The sequence below is a fragment of the Bifidobacterium sp. MSK.17.10 genome (genome assembly GCF_019129655.1).
GTDB lineage: Bacteria > Actinomycetota > Actinomycetes > Actinomycetales > Bifidobacteriaceae > Bifidobacterium > Bifidobacterium adolescentis.
The window spans coordinates 1-18,618 of record NZ_JAHOJD010000010.1; the positions used below are offsets into that span (position 1 = coordinate 1).

Annotated in this window: 15 protein-coding genes and 3 pseudogenes; 13 read left to right on the forward strand and 5 right to left on the reverse strand. The window is 56.9% G+C overall.

Annotated features, from left to right (window positions below; translation table 11 throughout):
• Nucleotides 1-51: 51 nt before the first annotated feature.
• Nucleotides 52-249: pseudogene (locus tag KSX58_RS08715) on the forward strand (MFS transporter); the annotation flags it as partial.
• Nucleotides 250-319: 70 nt separating this feature from the next.
• On the opposite strand, the pseudogene KSX58_RS08720 reads toward KSX58_RS08715, so the two are convergent.
• Both KSX58_RS08720 and KSX58_RS08725 read right to left on the reverse strand, forming a co-directional pair.
• Nucleotides 320-906, reverse strand: a pseudogene (locus KSX58_RS08720) (serine/threonine protein kinase); the annotation flags it as partial.
• A 32-nt stretch (nucleotides 907-938) separates the two neighbouring features.
• Nucleotides 939-1,124: pseudogene (locus tag KSX58_RS08725) on the reverse strand (XRE family transcriptional regulator); the annotation flags it as partial.
• Between the two features lie 102 nt (nucleotides 1,125-1,226).
• On the opposite strand from KSX58_RS08725, the gene KSX58_RS08730 reads away from it, so the two are divergent.
• The 5 genes from KSX58_RS08730 (at nucleotide 1,227) to KSX58_RS08750 (ending at nucleotide 5,940) form a co-directional block, all read left to right on the forward strand.
• On the forward strand, nucleotides 1,227-1,547 hold the full coding sequence (locus KSX58_RS08730; RefSeq protein ID WP_117320340.1) for a ferrous iron transport protein A: 321 nt from the start codon (nucleotides 1,227-1,229) through the stop codon (nucleotides 1,545-1,547).
• Between the two features lie 149 nt (nucleotides 1,548-1,696).
• On the forward strand, nucleotides 1,697-3,679 hold the full coding sequence (gene feoB, locus KSX58_RS08735; RefSeq protein ID WP_229081376.1) for a ferrous iron transport protein B: 1,983 nt from the start codon (nucleotides 1,697-1,699) through the stop codon (nucleotides 3,677-3,679).
• A 5-nt stretch (nucleotides 3,680-3,684) separates the two neighbouring features.
• On the forward strand, nucleotides 3,685-4,017 hold the full coding sequence (locus tag KSX58_RS08740) for a hypothetical protein (RefSeq protein WP_034984234.1): 333 nt from the start codon (nucleotides 3,685-3,687) through the stop codon (nucleotides 4,015-4,017).
• A 47-nt stretch (nucleotides 4,018-4,064) separates the two neighbouring features.
• A complete protein-coding gene (locus KSX58_RS08745) occupies nucleotides 4,065-4,889 on the forward strand; it encodes a hypothetical protein (RefSeq protein ID WP_042991141.1) in 825 nt (274 codons plus the stop codon).
• Between the two features lie 103 nt (nucleotides 4,890-4,992).
• The gene (locus KSX58_RS08750; RefSeq protein ID WP_003808854.1) at nucleotides 4,993-5,940 is read left to right on the forward strand and encodes a DMT family transporter; all 948 of its coding nucleotides are present in this window, start codon (nucleotides 4,993-4,995) and stop codon (nucleotides 5,938-5,940) included.
• Here KSX58_RS08750 and KSX58_RS08755 read toward each other — a convergent pair.
• A complete protein-coding gene (locus KSX58_RS08755; protein ID WP_055309368.1) occupies nucleotides 5,937-7,001 on the reverse strand; it encodes a YeiH family protein in 1,065 nt (354 codons plus the stop codon). The genes KSX58_RS08750 and KSX58_RS08755 overlap by 4 nt on opposite strands.
• A 177-nt stretch (nucleotides 7,002-7,178) precedes the next feature.
• On the opposite strand from KSX58_RS08755, the gene KSX58_RS08760 reads away from it, so the two are divergent.
• The 4 genes from KSX58_RS08760 to KSX58_RS08775 all read left to right on the forward strand — a co-directional run bounded on the left by KSX58_RS08760 (nucleotide 7,179) and on the right by KSX58_RS08775 (nucleotide 10,321).
• Complete coding sequence (locus KSX58_RS08760; protein WP_035009799.1) at nucleotides 7,179-8,093, forward strand: DUF362 domain-containing protein; 915 nt, start codon at nucleotides 7,179-7,181, stop codon at nucleotides 8,091-8,093.
• Between the two features lie 11 nt (nucleotides 8,094-8,104).
• Complete coding sequence (locus tag KSX58_RS08765; protein ID WP_217735672.1) at nucleotides 8,105-8,725, forward strand: uridine kinase; 621 nt, start codon at nucleotides 8,105-8,107, stop codon at nucleotides 8,723-8,725.
• A gap of 45 nt (nucleotides 8,726-8,770) precedes the next feature.
• A complete protein-coding gene (locus KSX58_RS08770; RefSeq protein ID WP_035009795.1) occupies nucleotides 8,771-9,361 on the forward strand; it encodes a hypothetical protein in 591 nt (196 codons plus the stop codon).
• Between the two features lie 120 nt (nucleotides 9,362-9,481).
• Nucleotides 9,482-10,321, forward strand: coding sequence for a sulfite exporter TauE/SafE family protein (locus KSX58_RS08775; protein ID WP_026645755.1), 840 nt, complete (start codon nucleotides 9,482-9,484; stop codon nucleotides 10,319-10,321).
• Nucleotides 10,322-10,693: 372 nt separating this feature from the next.
• Here KSX58_RS08775 and KSX58_RS08780 read toward each other — a convergent pair whose 3' ends face one another.
• Together KSX58_RS08780 and KSX58_RS08785 are read right to left on the reverse strand one after the other, a co-directional pair.
• Complete coding sequence (locus tag KSX58_RS08780) at nucleotides 10,694-11,620, reverse strand: site-specific integrase (RefSeq protein ID WP_035009793.1); 927 nt, start codon at nucleotides 11,618-11,620, stop codon at nucleotides 10,694-10,696.
• Nucleotides 11,563-12,306: a restriction endonuclease subunit S gene (locus tag KSX58_RS08785; protein WP_369597719.1), complete on the reverse strand. Its 744-nt coding sequence runs from the start codon at nucleotides 12,304-12,306 to the stop codon at nucleotides 11,563-11,565. The genes KSX58_RS08780 and KSX58_RS08785 overlap by 58 nt, the downstream gene beginning before the upstream one ends.
• Between KSX58_RS08785 and KSX58_RS08790 the strand changes: the two genes are divergently transcribed.
• Genes KSX58_RS08790 through KSX58_RS08800 form a run of 3 tightly spaced genes read left to right on the forward strand, consistent with a single transcriptional unit; the run spans nucleotide 12,199 to nucleotide 18,609 of the window.
• The gene (locus KSX58_RS08790; RefSeq protein ID WP_217735673.1) at nucleotides 12,199-14,760 is read left to right on the forward strand and encodes a type I restriction-modification system subunit M; all 2,562 of its coding nucleotides are present in this window, start codon (nucleotides 12,199-12,201) and stop codon (nucleotides 14,758-14,760) included. The genes KSX58_RS08785 and KSX58_RS08790 overlap by 108 nt on opposite strands.
• A gap of 2 nt (nucleotides 14,761-14,762) precedes the next feature.
• Nucleotides 14,763-15,440 (forward strand): restriction endonuclease subunit S, encoded by a 678-nt coding sequence (locus tag KSX58_RS08795; protein ID WP_217752075.1) that lies wholly within the window; start codon nucleotides 14,763-14,765, stop codon nucleotides 15,438-15,440.
• On the forward strand, nucleotides 15,427-18,609 hold the full coding sequence (locus KSX58_RS08800; RefSeq protein ID WP_217735676.1) for an HsdR family type I site-specific deoxyribonuclease: 3,183 nt from the start codon (nucleotides 15,427-15,429) through the stop codon (nucleotides 18,607-18,609). The genes KSX58_RS08795 and KSX58_RS08800 overlap by 14 nt, the downstream gene beginning before the upstream one ends.
• The last annotated feature ends 9 nt before the right edge of the window (nucleotides 18,610-18,618 follow it).

Genomic DNA, 18,618 nt, shown 5'->3' on the forward strand with positions numbered 1-18,618 from the left:
CATGCCTTCGACGCGTTGTTCCCAAAGGATGATCGGTGATTCGGCGTCATCATCGTCCGCAACAACATGCGCGTGGTCGCCTTCGGCATCACTCTGGTGGGCGTCTCCGTCGTTGGTCTTGGCGTGGTCCACAAGCTGCTGGCGTATTTGCTGATTGATGTGGTGAACGGTTTGGCTTCGGCCATCTGCATGGGCCCGATGCGCACCATCATCCAGACCGAGACCGATGAGAAGATGGCTGGCCGTGTATTCGGCCAGGCACGGCGCAACACTAGTGTCGATGCGGCGCGTAACGCGGCCTGATGGCGATTAAGCCGAACTACCAAATTTGTGCGTACGACTCGTAGGACGTGTAGTCCGGCAAATCGTACACCAGTATCGAGAAAGGCATGGATTGGCCATTGTCCGGCCAATCCACAAATGCCATTTCTCCATAGATGATGGTACCTTGCTTATCCCGCAACACTAGGGAAACCTTGATCTGCTGTCCATCTGAAGGCTTGAAACCATCGGTCACGGCGCGGACTTCGCCATTGAAGGTCGTGCCGCCGTCGTTGTTGCGCACTTTGGAGATTCCGCTGATGGGGAAAGTGGCAGTGCCTTGTGCTTCCGTGACGTTGTACTCATTCGGACTGAGCGCAACGAAGTCCACGGTGGCCGGTGCGGTACCTTGACCCGCTTGCCCGGCGTTATATATAGTCTGATTCGGGAACGCCATATTCAGCGTTTGCGTCTGCGAGAACACGATGGAGCCGTCTTTGGTTCGCCGGTGATGGCGACTTCTGGATACTGTACCTGCAGGGTTGTGCTGGTGTTGCGCAGGGCGAATGCGTAGCTAACGTACCCCTGTTGGCTTACAGACCAACCGGATTCCACCAGCTCCAGCGGATTGTCGGCAACCGCGTCGGTGCCGCTTGTGCCGGTACTGTTATTGCCGCCAATGTGGCGGCACTGGGCTTGCGTTTTTCGGCAGTGGCATTGTCGGCAGCGTTGCCACAGCCTGTATTGACCGGGGCATTGTCGGCAACGGCCTCGCCGTCCTGCTCTTGGACGAGCCGTTCGCGAATGCGTTGCTCAATGGGATCGTCGACCAAAGTCTGGATGATGTGTGCCAGATCGCGGTCTCAGACTGCATCCCACTTACCGACGTCCAACAATTGGGGTGCGGTTCAGTTCCGTGAAAAACACTCTTGTGCTTTGCTTCGTTTCCTGCTATGTGTGAAAACATGGATAATACGCATGCTCGCCGCTTCGATGACACGGTGCGGCGTCGGGCGGGGGAGCGCGGCGCCATCATGACGCTGCGCGACTGTCCGCGCGCCATGCGCGTTGTCGTGGACGGCATCGACCTGGATGACCGGCACCGGTTCCGCCTATGTGAGATAGGATTGGCTCCGGGCGCGGGTTTACGGGTCATGCAGCGGAGCGCTTTCGGCGGAAGGGTCGTCGCATTCGGAAACGAACGTGTCGCGGTGGACGGCGGCACCGCGCGTGCCGTCCGGGTACGGTTCGCGCGGGATGAACATGCGCAAGACGACGTTGCGTAACGCGAAGAGAACGGGAATATGCGCGAATGTTGAATCTACGGAACCTGAGGGGCGGCGACTGCTGCCGTTCGCAGAATGGCTGTTGCCGGCATCGCGCTTGTCGTGTCAACAGACCCGCGAATGACGGCATGGGCGGCGACTCCGGCAATATGGGAAACGTCGAAAATGTAAAACGCGTCGTGTTTGTAGGCAATCCGAACGTTGGCAAATCTTCCATGTTCAACGCGCTGCTCGGCGCGAGAACCCGCACGATGAACGCGCCCGGCACCACGGTGTCCATCACCTGCGGGCAATACCATTACGAAAAACCGAAAACAGCGGGAAACGCGCAAAACTGGCAGTTCGTGGACACCCCCGGCACATATTCTCTGGCGCCGATGAGTCCCGATGAGCAGGTCGCCGTCAACGCGCTGACCGGCATGTCAGGCATGCCCGTTCCCGACCTTGCCGTCGTGGTGCTGGACGCCACCGCGCTGTCCCGATCGCTGTACCTGCTGTCGATGGTGGTGGAGCTCGGGCTGCCCACCGTCGTGGCACTCACCATGAACGACCTCGCCGTCCGCAACGGCTGCGGCGTCGATGCGGAACGACTGTCCCATTTGCTGGACGGCATGCCAGTCGTCGCGATTGACGGACGTACCGGAAACGGCGGCAAGGCTTTGGCCGGCGCGATCGCCGCAAGTTTCGAGGGAACGCCCGTTCCGCACGGGCTGACCGCACTGCCAACCGCGACAGCCGACGCCGACATGAAAACCGCCGACGGCCTGAGCGTCTGGGCCGAATCGCGGGCCGACGCACGACTCGACTGGACCGCCGGCATATTGCGCGGCCTCGACATGCATGCGGTCGACCACGTCACCTTGTCCGACCGCATCGACCGCGTGCTGCTGCACCCCGTGATTGGCGTCCTCGTCTTCCTTGCGGTGCTGTTCGTCGTGTTCCAGGCCACCACCACGCTCGCCAGCCCCATGCAGGATTGGATTGACGTGACCTTCCGCGGATGGTGCACAGATGGACTCGACCTGCTGCTCGGCCTGTTCGGACCATCCGTGAGCGGCGGCTGGCTGCGTTCGCTGCTGGTGGACGGTCTGCTTGACGGCGTGGTCACCGTGCTGACGTTCATTCCGGTGATGGGCATCATGTTCCTGCTGCTGTCAATCTTGGAGGATTCCGGCTACATGGCCCGCGCCGCGTTCGTGATGGACCGTGCCATGCGCGCCTTGGGATTGGACGGTCGCGCGTTCCTGCCGATCATCGTCGGCTTCGGCTGCAATCTGCCGGCTTTGGCCGCCACACGAACCCTATCCGATTCCCGGCAACGGGTGCTTACCGGCATGCTGGTGCCGTTCGCGGCATGTTCCGCGCGACTATCGGTGTTTTTGGTGCTCGCCCACGCGTTCTTCCCGAAATACGCCGGTCTCGTGGTCTTCCTCATGTACGTGGCTTCGGTCATGGTCATCCTGCTGGTCGGCGTGCTGCTGCGCCACACCATGTTCCGCGGCCTCGAACCCGAACCGTTGATGCTGGCGCTTCCCGCATACCAATGCCCGCGCGCGTTGCAGCTGGCACGTTCGGTGCTGCTGCGTCTATGGGGCTTCATCCGTGGAGCCAGCGTGATCATCATTTCAATGATCACGGCGCTGTGGCTGCTGCAGGGCATTCCGGTAACCGCCAACGCAGGCGGTTTCGCTCATGTCGACGACGTGCATGATTCCGCGTATGGCGTGCTCGCCGACGCGGTCGCTCCCGTGTTCGCGCCGGCCGGTTTCGACGACTGGCATGCCTCGGCCGCGCTGATCACGGGATTCGTGGCCAAAGAGGTCGTGGTCGGTTCGATGTCGCAGTCCTACCATGCGGACGAACCGGATGATGCGGCTTCCCAACAAGCCGGGGAGGGAACGCTGGGACAGAAGCTGCGCGCCTCGTTCGACCAGTCATCGCACGGCCACGGCAAGGCGGCGGCCATCGCCTTCCTGCTGTTCACGCTCGCCTACACGCCATGTCTTGCAACGGTCGCCGAAATGCGACGGCAGTTTGGCACGAAAGTCGCGGCGCGATCCGTCCTGCTGAGCTTGGCCGTGGCATACGTCATCGCCATCATCGCCTTCCAAACATTGCGGTTGATATGGTGAGCGGTATGGAACGGTCCGGCGCTTCCGCGCACGGATGGCGGCGCACGCCACGTACGGCTGATACATACGGCGACGGCCGGAACGATATCGTCGCACGCATCGCCGGCGACATCGCCGCAGGATTGACGGTGCGGCAAATCGCCGACAAACGGCATCTGCCGGTCGATTTCGTGGACATGGCTGTCGAACGAGCGGACAAACGGGGGCTGCTGGCCGTGATGGACATGCGGCACGCCTGCGGAGAGACGATATGCCAGCCCGATCCTGCGTCATTGGTGTGCGCAGGATGCCCATTCAGGATATTCCCATCTTCAAGCCCGTACAATAGGCAAGGTTAACAAGACGAAGAACGATGACAGCTATCGGTTCGCAAGGGGTGACACGTATGGATTATCAGTACCAGACCACTGAACAGCCTTCCAGCCCCCGCAAGGCATGGCCGATCGTCCTTGCCGTGGTCGTGGCCCTCATCGTGGCATGCGGTGCCGGCGTGTGCGTTTACCGCAACAAGCATCAGGAAGCATTGGCCACATGCCGGCAATCGCTCGCGGAATTCAGCTCGGCCCGCAAAGCCGTGCTCGACACTTCCGAAAACGGCAGCGAACTGCAGAAGCTGATTCGAGGCGCGCTCGGCGTGAACGACATCATCGACGCGTTCGCGGACGCGGCCACCAGCGCCGAGAACACAGTCGATACGGAAGGCTGCAAGGCGGAAGCCACCATCACGCAGCTCAATCTCGTAGCCAAAACGTTGGACAGCGCCACCGATTCCCTGAACGCCAGTCTGAAAAGCATCCAAGAGAAAAACGCCGAAACCGCGTTGCAGGATCCGAAGGCCGATTCGGATGGCGCGGCAGCTGGACAATCGTCCAATAACCCATCCGGGCAATCGAACGGAGCCTCTTCGAACAGCACTTCTTCGAACGGCACCTCCGACACGAAATCGTTGGATGAATCCAAAAAGGAACTGCAACAGTCGATCGACGAGGCAGACAAACTGGTCGACAAACTCAGCAAGGACGATTCCCTGACCCTGACCGGGCGCAAACTGCTGTCCGCGCTGTCCAAGGCCGCGGACTCCGGACAGAAGCTCGTCGAAAGCAGCAACATCAAGGATTCCAAGTATTACAAGGCGGCCAAGGTCACGCTTGACGAAGCCATTGACATGGCTGACAACTGGGTGAACAGCCAGGCGGCCAAAGCGCAGTAGCATGCTCCCGCGTGTTGCTTCCGCAGCCACGTCTAAAGTTTCCTTCGGAAAGCATGACGTGAATACGACGTCGGATGTGTGGAAGCGTGTAAGGGGGGGGCGGATGGCAGACGCGGGGCAGGAATCATCGGAAGGCATTAGCGTATCGAAGCCGGTCGCCCGCGTGATGATGCTGGTCAACGCGGCGGTATGGGGGTCCGGCTACACCATGCTCAAGCATGTGCAGGAGAACATGCCGACACAGTGGATGATGTTCTTCCGCATGGCTTCGGCGGTACTGCTTATGGCCATCGTGTTTTTCCCACGTCTTCGCAGGATTCGCCTGCGCCGCTATATCGTTCCCGGTCTGATACTCGCGTTGACTTACTGGCTGGGATTCATCTTCCAGCTCAAAGGACTTGAAACCACGTCTCCCGGACGCAACAGCTTCTTCACCGACACCTATTGCGTGATGGTGCCGTTCGTGGTGTGGGCGTTCACGCGCAAACGCCCCAGCTGGCAGCATCTGGTGGCCGCGTTCGTCTGCGCGTTCGGCATTGGTCTGGTGTCGCTGAGCGGCGGCGGTGGCGCGGAACTCATGCATATGAGCTTCGGTGACGCCATGACTATCATCGGCGCGTTTTTCTTCGCGTTGAATCTGGTTTTGGTTGGTTTCATCGGCAAGGATTTCGACGCGATCGCGCTGATGCTTGCCGAATTCGTGTGGTGCGCCCTGCTGTTCGGTGCTGGCGCGGTGCTTACCGAAGGCGGACCGTCCATGGCTTGGGCGCGGTGGGACATCGTGCTGTGCATCGCCTACCTGGTGATCGGCTCCACGGTGATCGCCCAAGTGTTTCAAACCATCGCCATACAGAATCTGCCCACTTCCGAGGCGTCCGTGATCTTAAGCACGGAATGCATCTTCGCCATGCTGGTATCCGTGATTTTCACCGGCGAAACGCTGACCGTGCCGTCGTTATGCGGTTTCGCGCTGATTTTCGGTGCGATTCTGCTGTCCGAAATCCAACTGCCCTCCGCAAAACGACAGCGTGGCACAACGGAAGGCGATTAGAAGAACAGCGCCGCGATTCCCGCCGCGAAGCACATGAGCAGCACGGACGTGAGGAAGCTCGCCAGGAACGCCTTCTGTCCCTTCTTCGCGATGGCGCTGAAATTCACGTTGATGCCGAGCGCCGCCATGGCCATGCCGAGCACGATGTATGCGAAATCGACCAGATTCGGTGCGATGGCACCGATGAACGGCACGAACGTGCCGATGATGGAAGCGCCGATGAAACCGAGCATGAACCATGGGAACGACACTTTGCGTTTACCGTCCGTCGGTATTTCGGAATGGTTTCTGTCCCACCAGATGGCGATGACGATGGCCGCGAACACCAGCATCAGCACGCGGGAAAGCTTCATGATGGTGGCGATGTCCACCGCGCCGAACGCGTCGCCGGCCGCCACGGCATGGGCGATTTCGTGCAAGGAGGCTCCGGCGGTGATGCCCAGCTGCGTCTTGCTCAGGCCCGTCAACGGCCCAAGGGCGATTTCCAGCAATGCGAAGATGGTGCCCATGATGGCGATGATGGCCACGGCCATCACCTCATTGTTGGCCTTCTCATCCTCTTTTTCCGGCGGCACCTTGATGGAGCCGGACAATCCCATGACGGCTGCCGCGCCACAGATGCCGGTACCGCCCGCCACGAGAATGGCGAGCTGCGGATCGACGCCAAGCTTGCGTGCGATGTTGTAGCACACCACGATGGTGAGCGTCACCACCACTGCCGCGATCGGCAGACACTTGATACCCTGTGTGAACAGCACCGTCAGATTGAGCTTGAAACCAAGCAGGATGATGCCCAGGCGAAGCAGCTTGTTCGAAATGAGCCCGGCCGCATCCTTCACACCGGCCTTATGTTCGGCGGAACGGCTCGAATACCATTTGCGGATCGGGAACTGCGCGACCATGCCGATGAGCAGAGCGATGATCAACGCGCCGAACAGGCTGAATCCCGGAAACTGCTTGAGCCACGAAGCCACCAGAGAGGCCGCCAACGTGACGATGCCAATGAACGCCATTTCCTTGGTGGCTATGCGAGTCCACCATTTCTTGCAAAAATCAATCACGAGCGTCAAGTGTTCCGGTTCATGCGGACAAGCCGGCCGGATGGGGAGACACGCGCGGGAATCCATATTTTGCAACATATCTCGAACGGGTTTGAGGTCTGTTTGCTTCAAGTCGGGTTTAAGTTGGTACGCTGGAGATGCAAGCCAAAAACACAGGCAGAATCAAGGAGGGTCAAGATGCAATTCGAAGCCTCGCGACTGGAAGGACTGGAACACCGCACCGACGCGCAGTCCGCACCGGAAGTGTTCTTCACGCCGATCATCACACCGGAAAGCCTCGTCGCCGCCTACCATGCGCTCGGACGCAAGCCGGAAGGCAAAACGGCCATCAAAGTCCATTCCGGCGAATCGGAAAAATCCAATAATCTCAATCCTTCGCTCGTCAAGGACCTCGTGCAGGAGATCGGCGGCACGCTCGTGGAATGCGCTACCGCATACGACGGCAATCGTGAAACCCCCGAAAAAAGCCTTGCCACGTTCAAAAAGCACGGATACGCCGATCTTGCGCCAATCCAGATCATGGACATGGGCGGCGAAATCGAGATCCCGGTGGCCAAGCACCGCCACATCGCCTACGACATCGTCGGCAAGCATATCGACGACTACGATTCCATTTTCGTGCTGTCGCATTTCAAAGGCCATCCGATGGGAGGCTTCGGCGGCGCGCTCAAGAACGTGTCCATCGGCATAGCCTCGTCGAACGGCAAACGCTGGATCCATTCCGCCGGCGTCACCAAGGACAAGTGGGTGGAAACTCCTCAGGATGCATTCCTCGAATCGATGGCCGAAGCCGATGAGGCCGTGATCAGCCACATGCATGGCAAGATGATGTATCTGAACGTCATGAACCGCCTGTCGGTGGATTGCGACTGCCTGGCCTCCCCGACGGAACCGGACATGCATGACATCGGCGTGCTGTCCTCGCTCGACCCGGTGGCACTCGACCAGGCATGCGTCGACCTCATCCACACCGCCCCCGACGGAGCGTCCGTCACCGAACGCATCGCCTCGCTCCACGGCGAACACATCCTCGAATACGCCGAGGAACTTGGCATCGGTTCGCGCGCGTACCGTCTGACCGTACTCGACTGACGGCGAACGCAATGGTCACGAAACCCGCGAAGCCTACGGAAGCCAGCATCGCAATCGCACGTATCGAAACGTTGCTTGCCGAACGCGATTGTGTGTTCGTCGCAATCGACGGGCCATGCACGTCTGGCAAAACCACGTTTGCCGCGATGCTCAACAGGCGTTTCGGCGGCAACGTGCTGCACATGGACGATTTCTTCCTCCGTCCCGAACAGCGCACGCCGGAACGTTTCGCCGAACCCGGCGGCAACGTGGACCGTGAACGGTTCGAAACGGAAGTGTTGGCACCGCTCGCCGCCGGACAAGCCGCGCAATACCAGCCATGGGATTGCCATACAGGCGATTTCGCCGTCGCGTACGCCGTCGAACCGGCCCAGCTGACCATTGTGGAAGGCAGCTACAGCATGCACCCCGCCTTGCGGGGGTATTACGATTGCATGATCTGTCTTGCGGTCGATCCTGCCGAACAGTTGCGTCGGCTCGAACGACGCAATCCACGCATGTTGCAACGATTCGTCGACGAGTGGATTCCGCTGGAAAACCGCTATTTCGAAGCGACCAATATCCAAGCCGTCGCCGATTTGCTGGTCGACACCGCGCTGCCGGACGGTGGGTCGGTCGTCGAGCCGGTATGACGTATACGCATATCCGAAGAGAAGGAAACATTAAGGAGAAAACAAATGTCTGATTCCGCAACCATGCCCGCGGCCACCCTGCGCCGCACCGACCTGCCGAAACTGAGTCTCGGCACCAAGACAGCAGCCACCCTGCTCGCCATCGTCGCAGCGGTCGTGCTGCCGCAACTGTTCCACGTCATCGGCGCCGTCTCCGGACAGGGCACCATGCTGGGCGTCGCGTTCCTGCCGATGCATCTGCCGATCATCTTCGTCGGCCTGATCGCGGGCCCCGCCGTCGGCGCGATCGCCGGCGCCGCCGCTCCGCTCGTGAGCTTCCTGCTGTCCGGCATGCCGATGCTGGCGATGCTGCCGCTCATGATGGTCGAACTGTGCGCATACGGCCTGGTGGCCGGTCTGCTGCGCGGCATCAAGCTGCCGAGCCTGGCGAAGGTGGTCATCGCACAGCTCGCCGGACGTGTGGTGCTGACCGCAGCCACCGCGATCGCCGTGTTCGCGTTCGGTTCCAGCAAGGCCATCGCCGCCACATGGACGAGCGACCTGGCCGCCGGCCTGCCCGGTCTCGCGCTGCAGTGGGCCCTGATTCCGCTCGCCGCCTACTGGACCGAGTCGCTGATCGCCAAGCGCAACCACTGATATGACGTTTGCCCGGCCACGTTCTGGGCAAACGCGTGATATGCGGGAGCCGAGCCGTTAAGCTTGGCTCCCGTTACTTATAGGAGGACTACGTAGGAGTTTTACGAAGGGGAAGCGGTCATGATCGCAGGAGTGTCCATCACCACTTTGCTGCTGGTGCTTGTCGCCGGAATCGGCGCGGGATTCGTCGGATACGCGGTCGGCGCGTCCTCGCTGATCTCCTATCCTGCGTTGCTGGCGTTCGGCATTCCGCCCGTGCTGTCCAACACCACGAACACGGTGGGCGTGTGCGGCACCGGCATCGGCGGCCTGCTCTCCGCCCGCAAGGAGCTCAAAGGCCAGGGACGCCGTGTGGCTGTCTACGCTTGCATCGGCTTGGTCGGAGGCATCATCGGCGGCTTGCTGCTGTTGGAATTGCCCGCGAAGGTCTTCGAATTCGCTGTGCCGCCGCTCATTCTGTTCAGCGCGTTGATCATCGCGCTGAACCCGCGGAAGAAAGCGGCCGCACGCGACGCTGTCGCGCAGGCGTTGCCCCAATCGCAGCAAGGCGAGCGCGCGGCGCTGATCGCCAGTAGGACGGCCAATGGCAGTCTGCGCAACGACCCGTGGTGGCTGTGGATCGGCGTGAGCTTCGTCGGCATCTATTCGGGATATTTCGGTGCCGCCGCCGGTACCCTCGCCCTGGCGATCCTCGACCTCGGCAAGATCGGCCCGTTCCACCAGATCAACGCGCTGAAGACCGTGGTCGGCTTCGGCGCGAACATCTCCGCCGCGATCATGTTCATCTGCCGTGGCTCCGTCTACTGGCCGTTCGCCATCGCCATGTGCCTGGGCTGCATCATCGGCAGTTCCATCGCCCCTCCGGTCACACGCCATATCCCCGAGAACATCATGCGCGCCGCCGCCGTGCTCACCGGCATCGTCCTCGCCGTCAAGCTTGGCTGTAGCACCTATTTCTAAAAGCCTTTGGTTCCGGAGTGTGGCGTGTGACCGTGCGGCTGCGCTCCGGAACGACAATTTCCGGTTCCTCGTGTGCCGAGATTCGTCTTGGCCTGGTGACTTGCGGCGGGTTTGTTCCCAAGCGGGTGTTCCGTAGGTGGTTTTTCGCTTCCGTAGGTGGTTGCCGGAGGAAAGGCGTTTGAGAAACGGCTTAAATTAAGCCATTCTCAGACACCAATACCAGAACCAACCACCTACGGAACCACAAAACCACCTACGGAATTGAGTCTGGCAACGGTGTTTGGCGCTTTTACTGAAGATGGTGAAAAACGGTATATGCCGCTTCGAGTGGCTCGATTATTTCGAATATCTGAAAAGAGTAGGAACCCCCCATTAGATAAGTGTCGATAGTGCCCGCATGACGATATCTACATCCTTGTTTTCCAGCTCGCGAATGACGTGCAGATAGGTTTCCTGAGTTGTAGTCATGCTGGCATGGCCTAGACGGCGTGACACGCTGGCGATCGATACGCCGGCGAACAGCAGCAGCGATGCGTGTGTATGGCGTAGACCATGGACGGAAATAACTGGCACGTCCACGTTTCTGCAATGTTTTGCAAGCACGTCGTTGGCTGTTGAGTTGTAGACCTTGCCGTGCACGAAAATAGGTTTATCATGCGGAAGATCCTTGAGTAATCCAGACATTTGCATGATGAGTTGCCAGTCGAGTTGCACTTTACGCACGGACGATTCGTTTTTCGTGGGTACGAAACCGCCGCCGTTTTTATAATCCCAAGTTTTGTTGACGGAAAGCGTCTGGTGTGCGAAATCAAAGTCATCGGGTGTGAGCCCAAGCGCCTCAGAGAATCGGAGTCCGGTTTTCGCGATAAGGAGGATAAGCCAATCCCAGCTTGCCTCGGCCCCAAGATCAAGGTCCGCGAGCATGGCATGCAGCTCGAATTGGTTGAGATACTTCATTTTCTTAATGCGTGGCTGCTTGCCTTTGATGATGACTTTACGCGTTGGATCACGGGGTATGAGTCCTTCGTCAACGGCATCGAGAATGGCGCCTTTGATCTGATGGTGAAAATCCATGGTGGTTTGGCGCTCATGATGCTGTGCATATCCGTTGATGAGCTGCTGGTATGCGGTTCGATCCATATCGGTGAGTCTGAGTTCAGGGATGAGCTTGCCGAGCCAGGATTGCGTAAGTCGATATTTGCCCATGGTCACGTCTCTGATGGCGCCTTCCTTGTACGTTTTCACCCACTGGGCGTAGTAGTCGCAGAACAGCGATTCTGATGTGATGGTTTCCTGCATGAGATGCGCCTTTCTAAAAATAGGGGATTGGCGCAGCCATCATACTTACGCTGATGAAGGGTGATGAGGGAGTCCACAGTTTTAAATACGCGGCTGATTTTCTTTTGTTCCGCTTTATCTGGCACCATTGCTTCAACTTCGACAAGGTTGCTTACAGCAAGTCCTGGTTGTGCCGATTGCCCTGAATATTGGCCCAAATCAAGCGTGCCAAACAAGTAATAGAGGAACGTCGTATCATTAAGATGATTTGCTTTTACAGCAACAGCATGCTCGGTGAAATATGACTTTCCATCTGCAATATTGACATTCCCGCACAGTGCGCCTTGGCGTCCAATAAGCGTATAAAGACCTTCATGGTTGAAAGTTGTCGTATAGCCTCTTAAACCATTGCCGCCGTAGACTGGATAAGAACCAGACTCCGACACATTGTCAGCGCAGATGAATTCGCCGCTTTTGAATTCAGTAGACAGTTCACCCAGCTTACGCTGTTCCCAAGCGGGGGTGCGGTATTCTTGTGAAAGATGTGCAGTCGCTCGTGGAACCGAGCTTTTTGCCGGTGTCGCAATGAGGAGGGATAGATGAACAAGCAGCAGCTCGCTTCGAAGATTTGGGAATCCGCCAATAAGATGCGTTCCAAGATCGAGGCGAACGAATACAAGGATTACATTCTTGGCTTCATCTTTTATAAGTTCCTTTCCGAAACCGAGCTGATGCGCTTGAAAGCCAGTGATTTTACTGACGAGCAGCTGCCGCAGCTCACGGAGGATAATCCGGACATTGTGGAATTCGTGCAGGGTGAGTGCGGCTACTTCATCGCCTATGACAACCTGTTTTCCACATGGGTCAAGCAGGGCAACGATTTCGAGATTTCCAATGTGCGTGATGCGCTTTCGGCGTTCTCCCGCAATATCAATCCTGCGCATAGGAAAGTGTTCGATGGTATTTTCGACACGTTGCAGACTGGACTTTCCAAACTCGGCACTGACGCGAGAAGCCAGTCCAAGGCCGCGCGAGATTTGATTTATCTCATTAAAGACATTCCGATGGATGGTCGTCAGGATTATGACGTGCTTGGTTTCATCTACGAGTACCTCATCAGCAATTTCGCCGCCAATGCAGGCAAGAAGGCCGGCGAGTTCTACACGCCTTCCGAAGTCTCTCAGCTGATGAGCGAAATTGTCGCCTGGCATTTGCAGGGGCGCGAGCAGATCAAGATCTACGATCCGACATCCGGCTCCGGTTCCTTGCTGATTCATATCGGCCAGGCTGTGGCTCGGCGCAACGGCAATCCGGATTCCATCATGTATTACGCGCAGGAGCTTAAGGAGAACACCTATAACCTCACGCGTATGAATCTGGTGATGCGTGGCATTCTTCCCGATAACATCGTTGCCCGCAACGGCGACACTCTGGAGGACGACTGGCCGTGGTTCGACACGTTGGAGAACAAGGAGGAGACCTACAATCCGTTGTTCGTGGATGCGGTGGTTTCCAATCCGCCCTACTCACAGAATTGGGATCCCACTGATAAGGAGATTGATCCGCGCTTCAGTTATGGCATAGCTCCGAAATCCAAGGCGGACTATGCGTTCCTGCTGCATGACCTGTACCATCTGCGTGCCGATGGCATTATGACCATTGTTCTGCCGCATGGGGTGCTGTTCCGCGGCGGCGAGGAAGGTCAGATTCGTAAGAATCTGATTGAGAACCGTCATATTCAGGCGATTATTGGTCTACCGGCGAATATTTTCTTCGGTACGGGCATCCCCACCATCGTGATGGTGCTGCGCAAGAAACGCGATGACGACAGGGTGCTCATTGTTGACTCGTCGAAACATTTCATCAAGGACGGCAAGAACAACAAGCTACAGGCTTCTGACATCAAACGCATTGTCGACGTGGTGTCGAACAACCGCACGGTGCCCAAATTCAGCCGTTTGGTGTCCATTGACGAGATTCGCGCCAATGATTACAACCTCAACATTCCCCGGTATGTTGATTCGTCTGAGAATGCGGAGACATGGGATATGTACGCTTCGATGTTCGGAGGCGTTCCGAAGAGCGAGGTCGAGCAGCTTGGGGAATATTGGAACGCCTGGCCGAGTCTGAAGGCTGAGCTGTTCCGCGATAATGGTGCCTGCTATGCCTGCGATCACGATGATATCGCCACTGTGGTGCGCAATAATGCCGACGTACAGGCGTTCATTGCCTCGTATGGTCAGGCCATTTCCGGATTGCCTGTCGATTTGCGCTCCCGCTTGGTGGAGCATCCCGAACAGGTGGATGCGCTCGGTCAGGAAACGGCCATTGGCAAGGAACTGGATGCGATGATTGCCGGAACCCCACTGGTTGACCCGTATGACGCCTATCAGAAGCTTGATGACGCATGGGGCGGCATTTCCATTGATTTGGAAGTGTTGGGGTCCGAGGGTTTCGATGCGGTAAGAGCCGTGGACCCGAACATGGTCATCAAGAAAAAAGGCGGCAAGGATGTGGAAGTGCAGGATGGCTGGATTGGCCGCGTTCTGCCCTTCGACTTGGTTCAGCGTGAGCTGCTGCACGATGATTTGGCCGCGATCGAGGCGGACGAACGCCGTGTGCAGGACATTGATTCCGAGATTGAAACCATTTTGGAAGGTTTCGATGAGGATGACAAGCAGAATAGTGATGCGGTTAATCAGGACGGTGATGCCTTCGTTGCTGCCGAGTTGAAGAAGGCGGTCAAGGCGATCGGCAAGAATCCGGCTTCCGACTTCGAGCGTGGCTTGGTGCAGGCTCAGAAGCTATTCGATGAGACGAAGAAGCTGAAATCTGGTATCAAGACCAAGCGAAACGCGTTGGAGGAGAAGACCTGCAACACGATTAAGGCGTTGAGTGATGACGAAGCCAGAAGGTTGCTGGAAGCCAAGTGGATTACACCATTACAGAAGCAGTTGGAAAAACTACCGAATGCCGTGATCGACGAGCTCATTGGCAAAGTGAACGCGTTGAAGAACAAGTACGCCACCACATATGCCGATGTATGCGGCCAAATCGATGAAGCGGAGAAGGAATTGGCTGGAATGCTTGGCGATTTGACCGGTAACGCCCGCGATCTGGCGGGCTTGGAAGAGCTCAAAGCACTGCTCGGGGGTGAATAATTATGGCCGAACAGCATGGAAAAACACTAGTTCCGCAGATTCGTTTCGCTGGTTTCACTGACCCTTGGGAACAGCGTAAGCTGGGCGATGTCGCACGTAGGGTTACCCGAAAGAATGAGAACAGAGATTCCGATCTTCCCCTTACCATTTCTGCTCAATACGGTTTGGTGGATCAGAGAACTTTTTTCAACAACCAAGTTGCAAGCAAAGACATGAGCGGATACTTCCTTCTGCATAAGGGAGAATTTGCCTACAACAAAAGCACCTCGACTGACAGCCCGTGGGGAGCGATAAAAAGGCTGGAAAAGTATGACATGGGCTGCGTTTCAACACTGTATATCTGTTTTGAGTTGCTTTCTGGAGACCCTGATTTCTTAGTCACATACTACGAGACTGATAGATGGTACAAAGCTGTTCAATTAATCGCGGCTGAGGGAGCCAGAAACCATGGATTGCTCAACATTGCTCCAGATGATTTCTTTGAAACGCAGATCTGCATTCCCAAGAGAATCGACGAGCAGCGCCAAATCGGCGCGTTCTTCGACCGTCTGGACTCCCTCATCACCCTTCATCAGCGTAAGTATTGTGGTGTTGCTTCTTGGATGTTAGGGGTTGCGCTCGTAAGATTGGGCTCAGAAAGTGACGGTGCGTTCGGGGAGATGAAACATGTTCTACGATAAGGAATCGGATTTCGAAGACGATCTGGTCGCGGTGCTGAAACGCCACGGGTGGACCGATGGTGTGTTGGAATACCCGACTGAACAGGATCTCATCGATAACTGGGCCAACATCCTATTCGACAACAACAAAGGCATCGATCGTCTGAACGGGCAGCGCCTTACCAAGGGTGAGATGGCGCAGATCCTTGAACAGATCGAAACATTGCGCACGCCATTGGCGTTGAACTCCTTCATCAACGGCAAAACCGTGTCCATCAAACGTGACAATCCCGCAGACACAGCACATTTCGGTAAGGAAATCAGCCTGAAGATCTACGATCGCCAGGAAATCGCCGCTGGGCAAAGCCGGTACCAAATCGCAAGACAGCCGATGTATCCGGCAAAAAACAAAATGCTGAACGATCGTAGAGGAGACGTCTGCCTGCTCATCAACGGCATGCCGGTCATCCATATCGAACTGAAGAAAAGCGGCATTCCCATAAGCCAGGCCACCAATCAAATCGCCAAATACGCGCATGAAGGCGTGTTCACCGGGCTGTTCAGACTCGTGCAGGTCTTCGTGGCCATGAATCCGGATGATGCCGTGTACTTCGCCAATCCCGGTGAAGGCGATTTCAACAGCAACTACTTCTTCCACTGGGCTGACTTCAACAATGAGCCCATAGCGGCGAACAACCATGTCGGGCAGGATGAATGGAAGCGTTTCACATCTGATCTGCTATCCATTCCCATGGCACACCAGCTCATCGGGTTCTATACGGTCGCCGATTCCGCAGACGGATGCCTCAAAGTGCTACGCAGCTACCAATACCAGGCGGTGAACGCCATTTCCGACCGTGTACGCACCTGCAAATGGGATGAGCCGGTGCCAAGCGGCACGCCGGGCCGTCCGGGCGGTTATGTGTGGCACACCACTGGCTCGGGCAAAACCATGACCAGCTTCAAGGCTGCGCAGCTCATCGCTGGCTCGAAAGATGCCGACAAGGTGGTCTTCCTCATGGACCGTGTCGAATTGGGCACGCAGTCGCTGCTGGAATACCGGTCGTTCGCGGATGATGCCGATGATGTGCAGGGCACGGAAAACACGGATGTGCTCAAATCGAAACTGGCAAGCATCGACCCCAAAGACACGCTCATCGTCACCTCCATCCAGAAAATGAGCAACATCAAAGCGGGCGAGGGGCATATCACCGAAGAGGAAGTGAGGAAGCTCGCCGGCAAACGCATCGTATTCATTATCGACGAATGCCATCGTTCCACGTTCGGCGAGATGCTGCAGGATATTCGCCATTCCTTCCCGAACGCGTTGTATTTCGGTTTCACGGGCACTCCGATTCATGAGGAGAACCGTAAGAAGGGCGCGACCACATCAATGGTGTTCGGCGATTGCCTTCACCGATACAGCATCGCCGACGGCATCCGCGATGGCAATGTGCTCGGATTCGACCCGTACATGGTGTTGACCTACCGAGACAAGGATGTTCGTCAGGCTGTCGCGTTGCAGAAGGCGAAAGCGGCAACGGTTGAGGAAGCCCAGGCGGATCCGGCGAAAGCTGAGGTGTTCTACCATTACATGGACCCGAAGCAAATGCCGATGGGATCCATGGAAACGCAGGCAGGAGAACATGTCAAAGGCATTGAGGACTATCTGACCGCAGCGCAGTATGCGCAAGGCACGCCACATGAGGACAAGGTCGTGGAGGATATTCTCGACCAATTCCCATTGCTGAGCAGAGGCAACAAATTCCATGCGATGCTGGCCACGAGTTCCATTCCCGAGGCGATCAGCTATTACCATCTGTTCAAGGAACGTGCTCCGCAGATGCACGTGACCGCGCTGTTCGACCCCAACGTCGACAATTCCGACGGCGCAATCCTCAAGGAGGATGCGCTTAAGGAAATCATCGGCGATTACAACGAACTGTTCGACAAGGATTTCATCATCCCCACATGGCCGAAGATGAAGAAGGACATCACCGCGCGGCTTTCCCACAAGCGTCCGTACCTGACGGTCGACCAGCACCGTGAGGAGCGGCTGGATCTGCTGATTGTGGTTGATCAGATGCTGACAGGTTTCGATTCCAAGTGGGTCAACACGCTGTACCTCGACAAAATCATCGACTATGAGAACATCATCCAGGCGTTCAGTCGTACGAATCGACTGTTCGGCCCCGACAAGCCTTTCGGAACTATTCGCTACTACCGCAAGCCACACACCATGAAGGGGTATATCGAAGCGGCGGTAAAACTGTATTCCGGAGACAAGCCGCTCGATCTGTTCGTGCAGAAACTGCCGGAAAACGTGCGCCTGATGGATGCGCGTTTCGAAGAAATCGCCTCCGTGTTCAGTGCCGGAGGCGTGGAAGATTTCATGCGACTGCCGGAATCGGTGGAGGCGTGCCGCAAGTTCGCAAAACTGTTCGTGGAACTCAATGATTTCCTGGAATCCGCCAAAGTGCAAGGTTTCACTTGGGGGCGGCAGGAATACTCCGTCACCCATGACGATGGATCCGTGGAGGTTGTGCGGCCGAAGTTCGATGAACGGACATATCTGATTCTTGTACAGCGGTATAAGGAAATGTTCAGCAGCGGCGAAGGTTCCGGCAGCGGTCCGGAAGCGCCATATGAACTTGACGGCCATATCACTGAGATAGATACAGGATTGATTGATACGGATTATATGAACGCCAACTTCACCAAATGGCTCAAGGCGCTTGGCGGAGGCGATCCGGCCCTGTTGACATCAGCCGAGGAGGAATTGCATAAGTCGTTTGCTTCGCTCAGTCAAGAGGAACAACGGTATGCCGAACTGTTCATGCATGATGTGGAACGTGGCGAAATCGAGTTGGAGGAAGGCAAGACGCTGCGCGACTACATCACGTATTACGCGAACAGCGCCAAAAACAGCCAAGTGGAGCAAATCACCAAGGCGTTTGACGTGGATGGGGCGTTGCTCAACGAGATGATGCGGCTTGACCTTACAGAGACAACCCTGAACGAATTCGGACGATTCGACCGGTTGAAAGCGTCGGTTAACAGGTCTTTGGCAAAGGCGTTTTTCGATAAGCCGGATAGTCCGGTCTCCCAATTCACGGCGAATCTTCTCGCCACGAAGCTGCTGAAGAGCTTTATCCTTGAGGGAGGATTCGATTTGGACGATCGGAAATAGCGGGGAGAA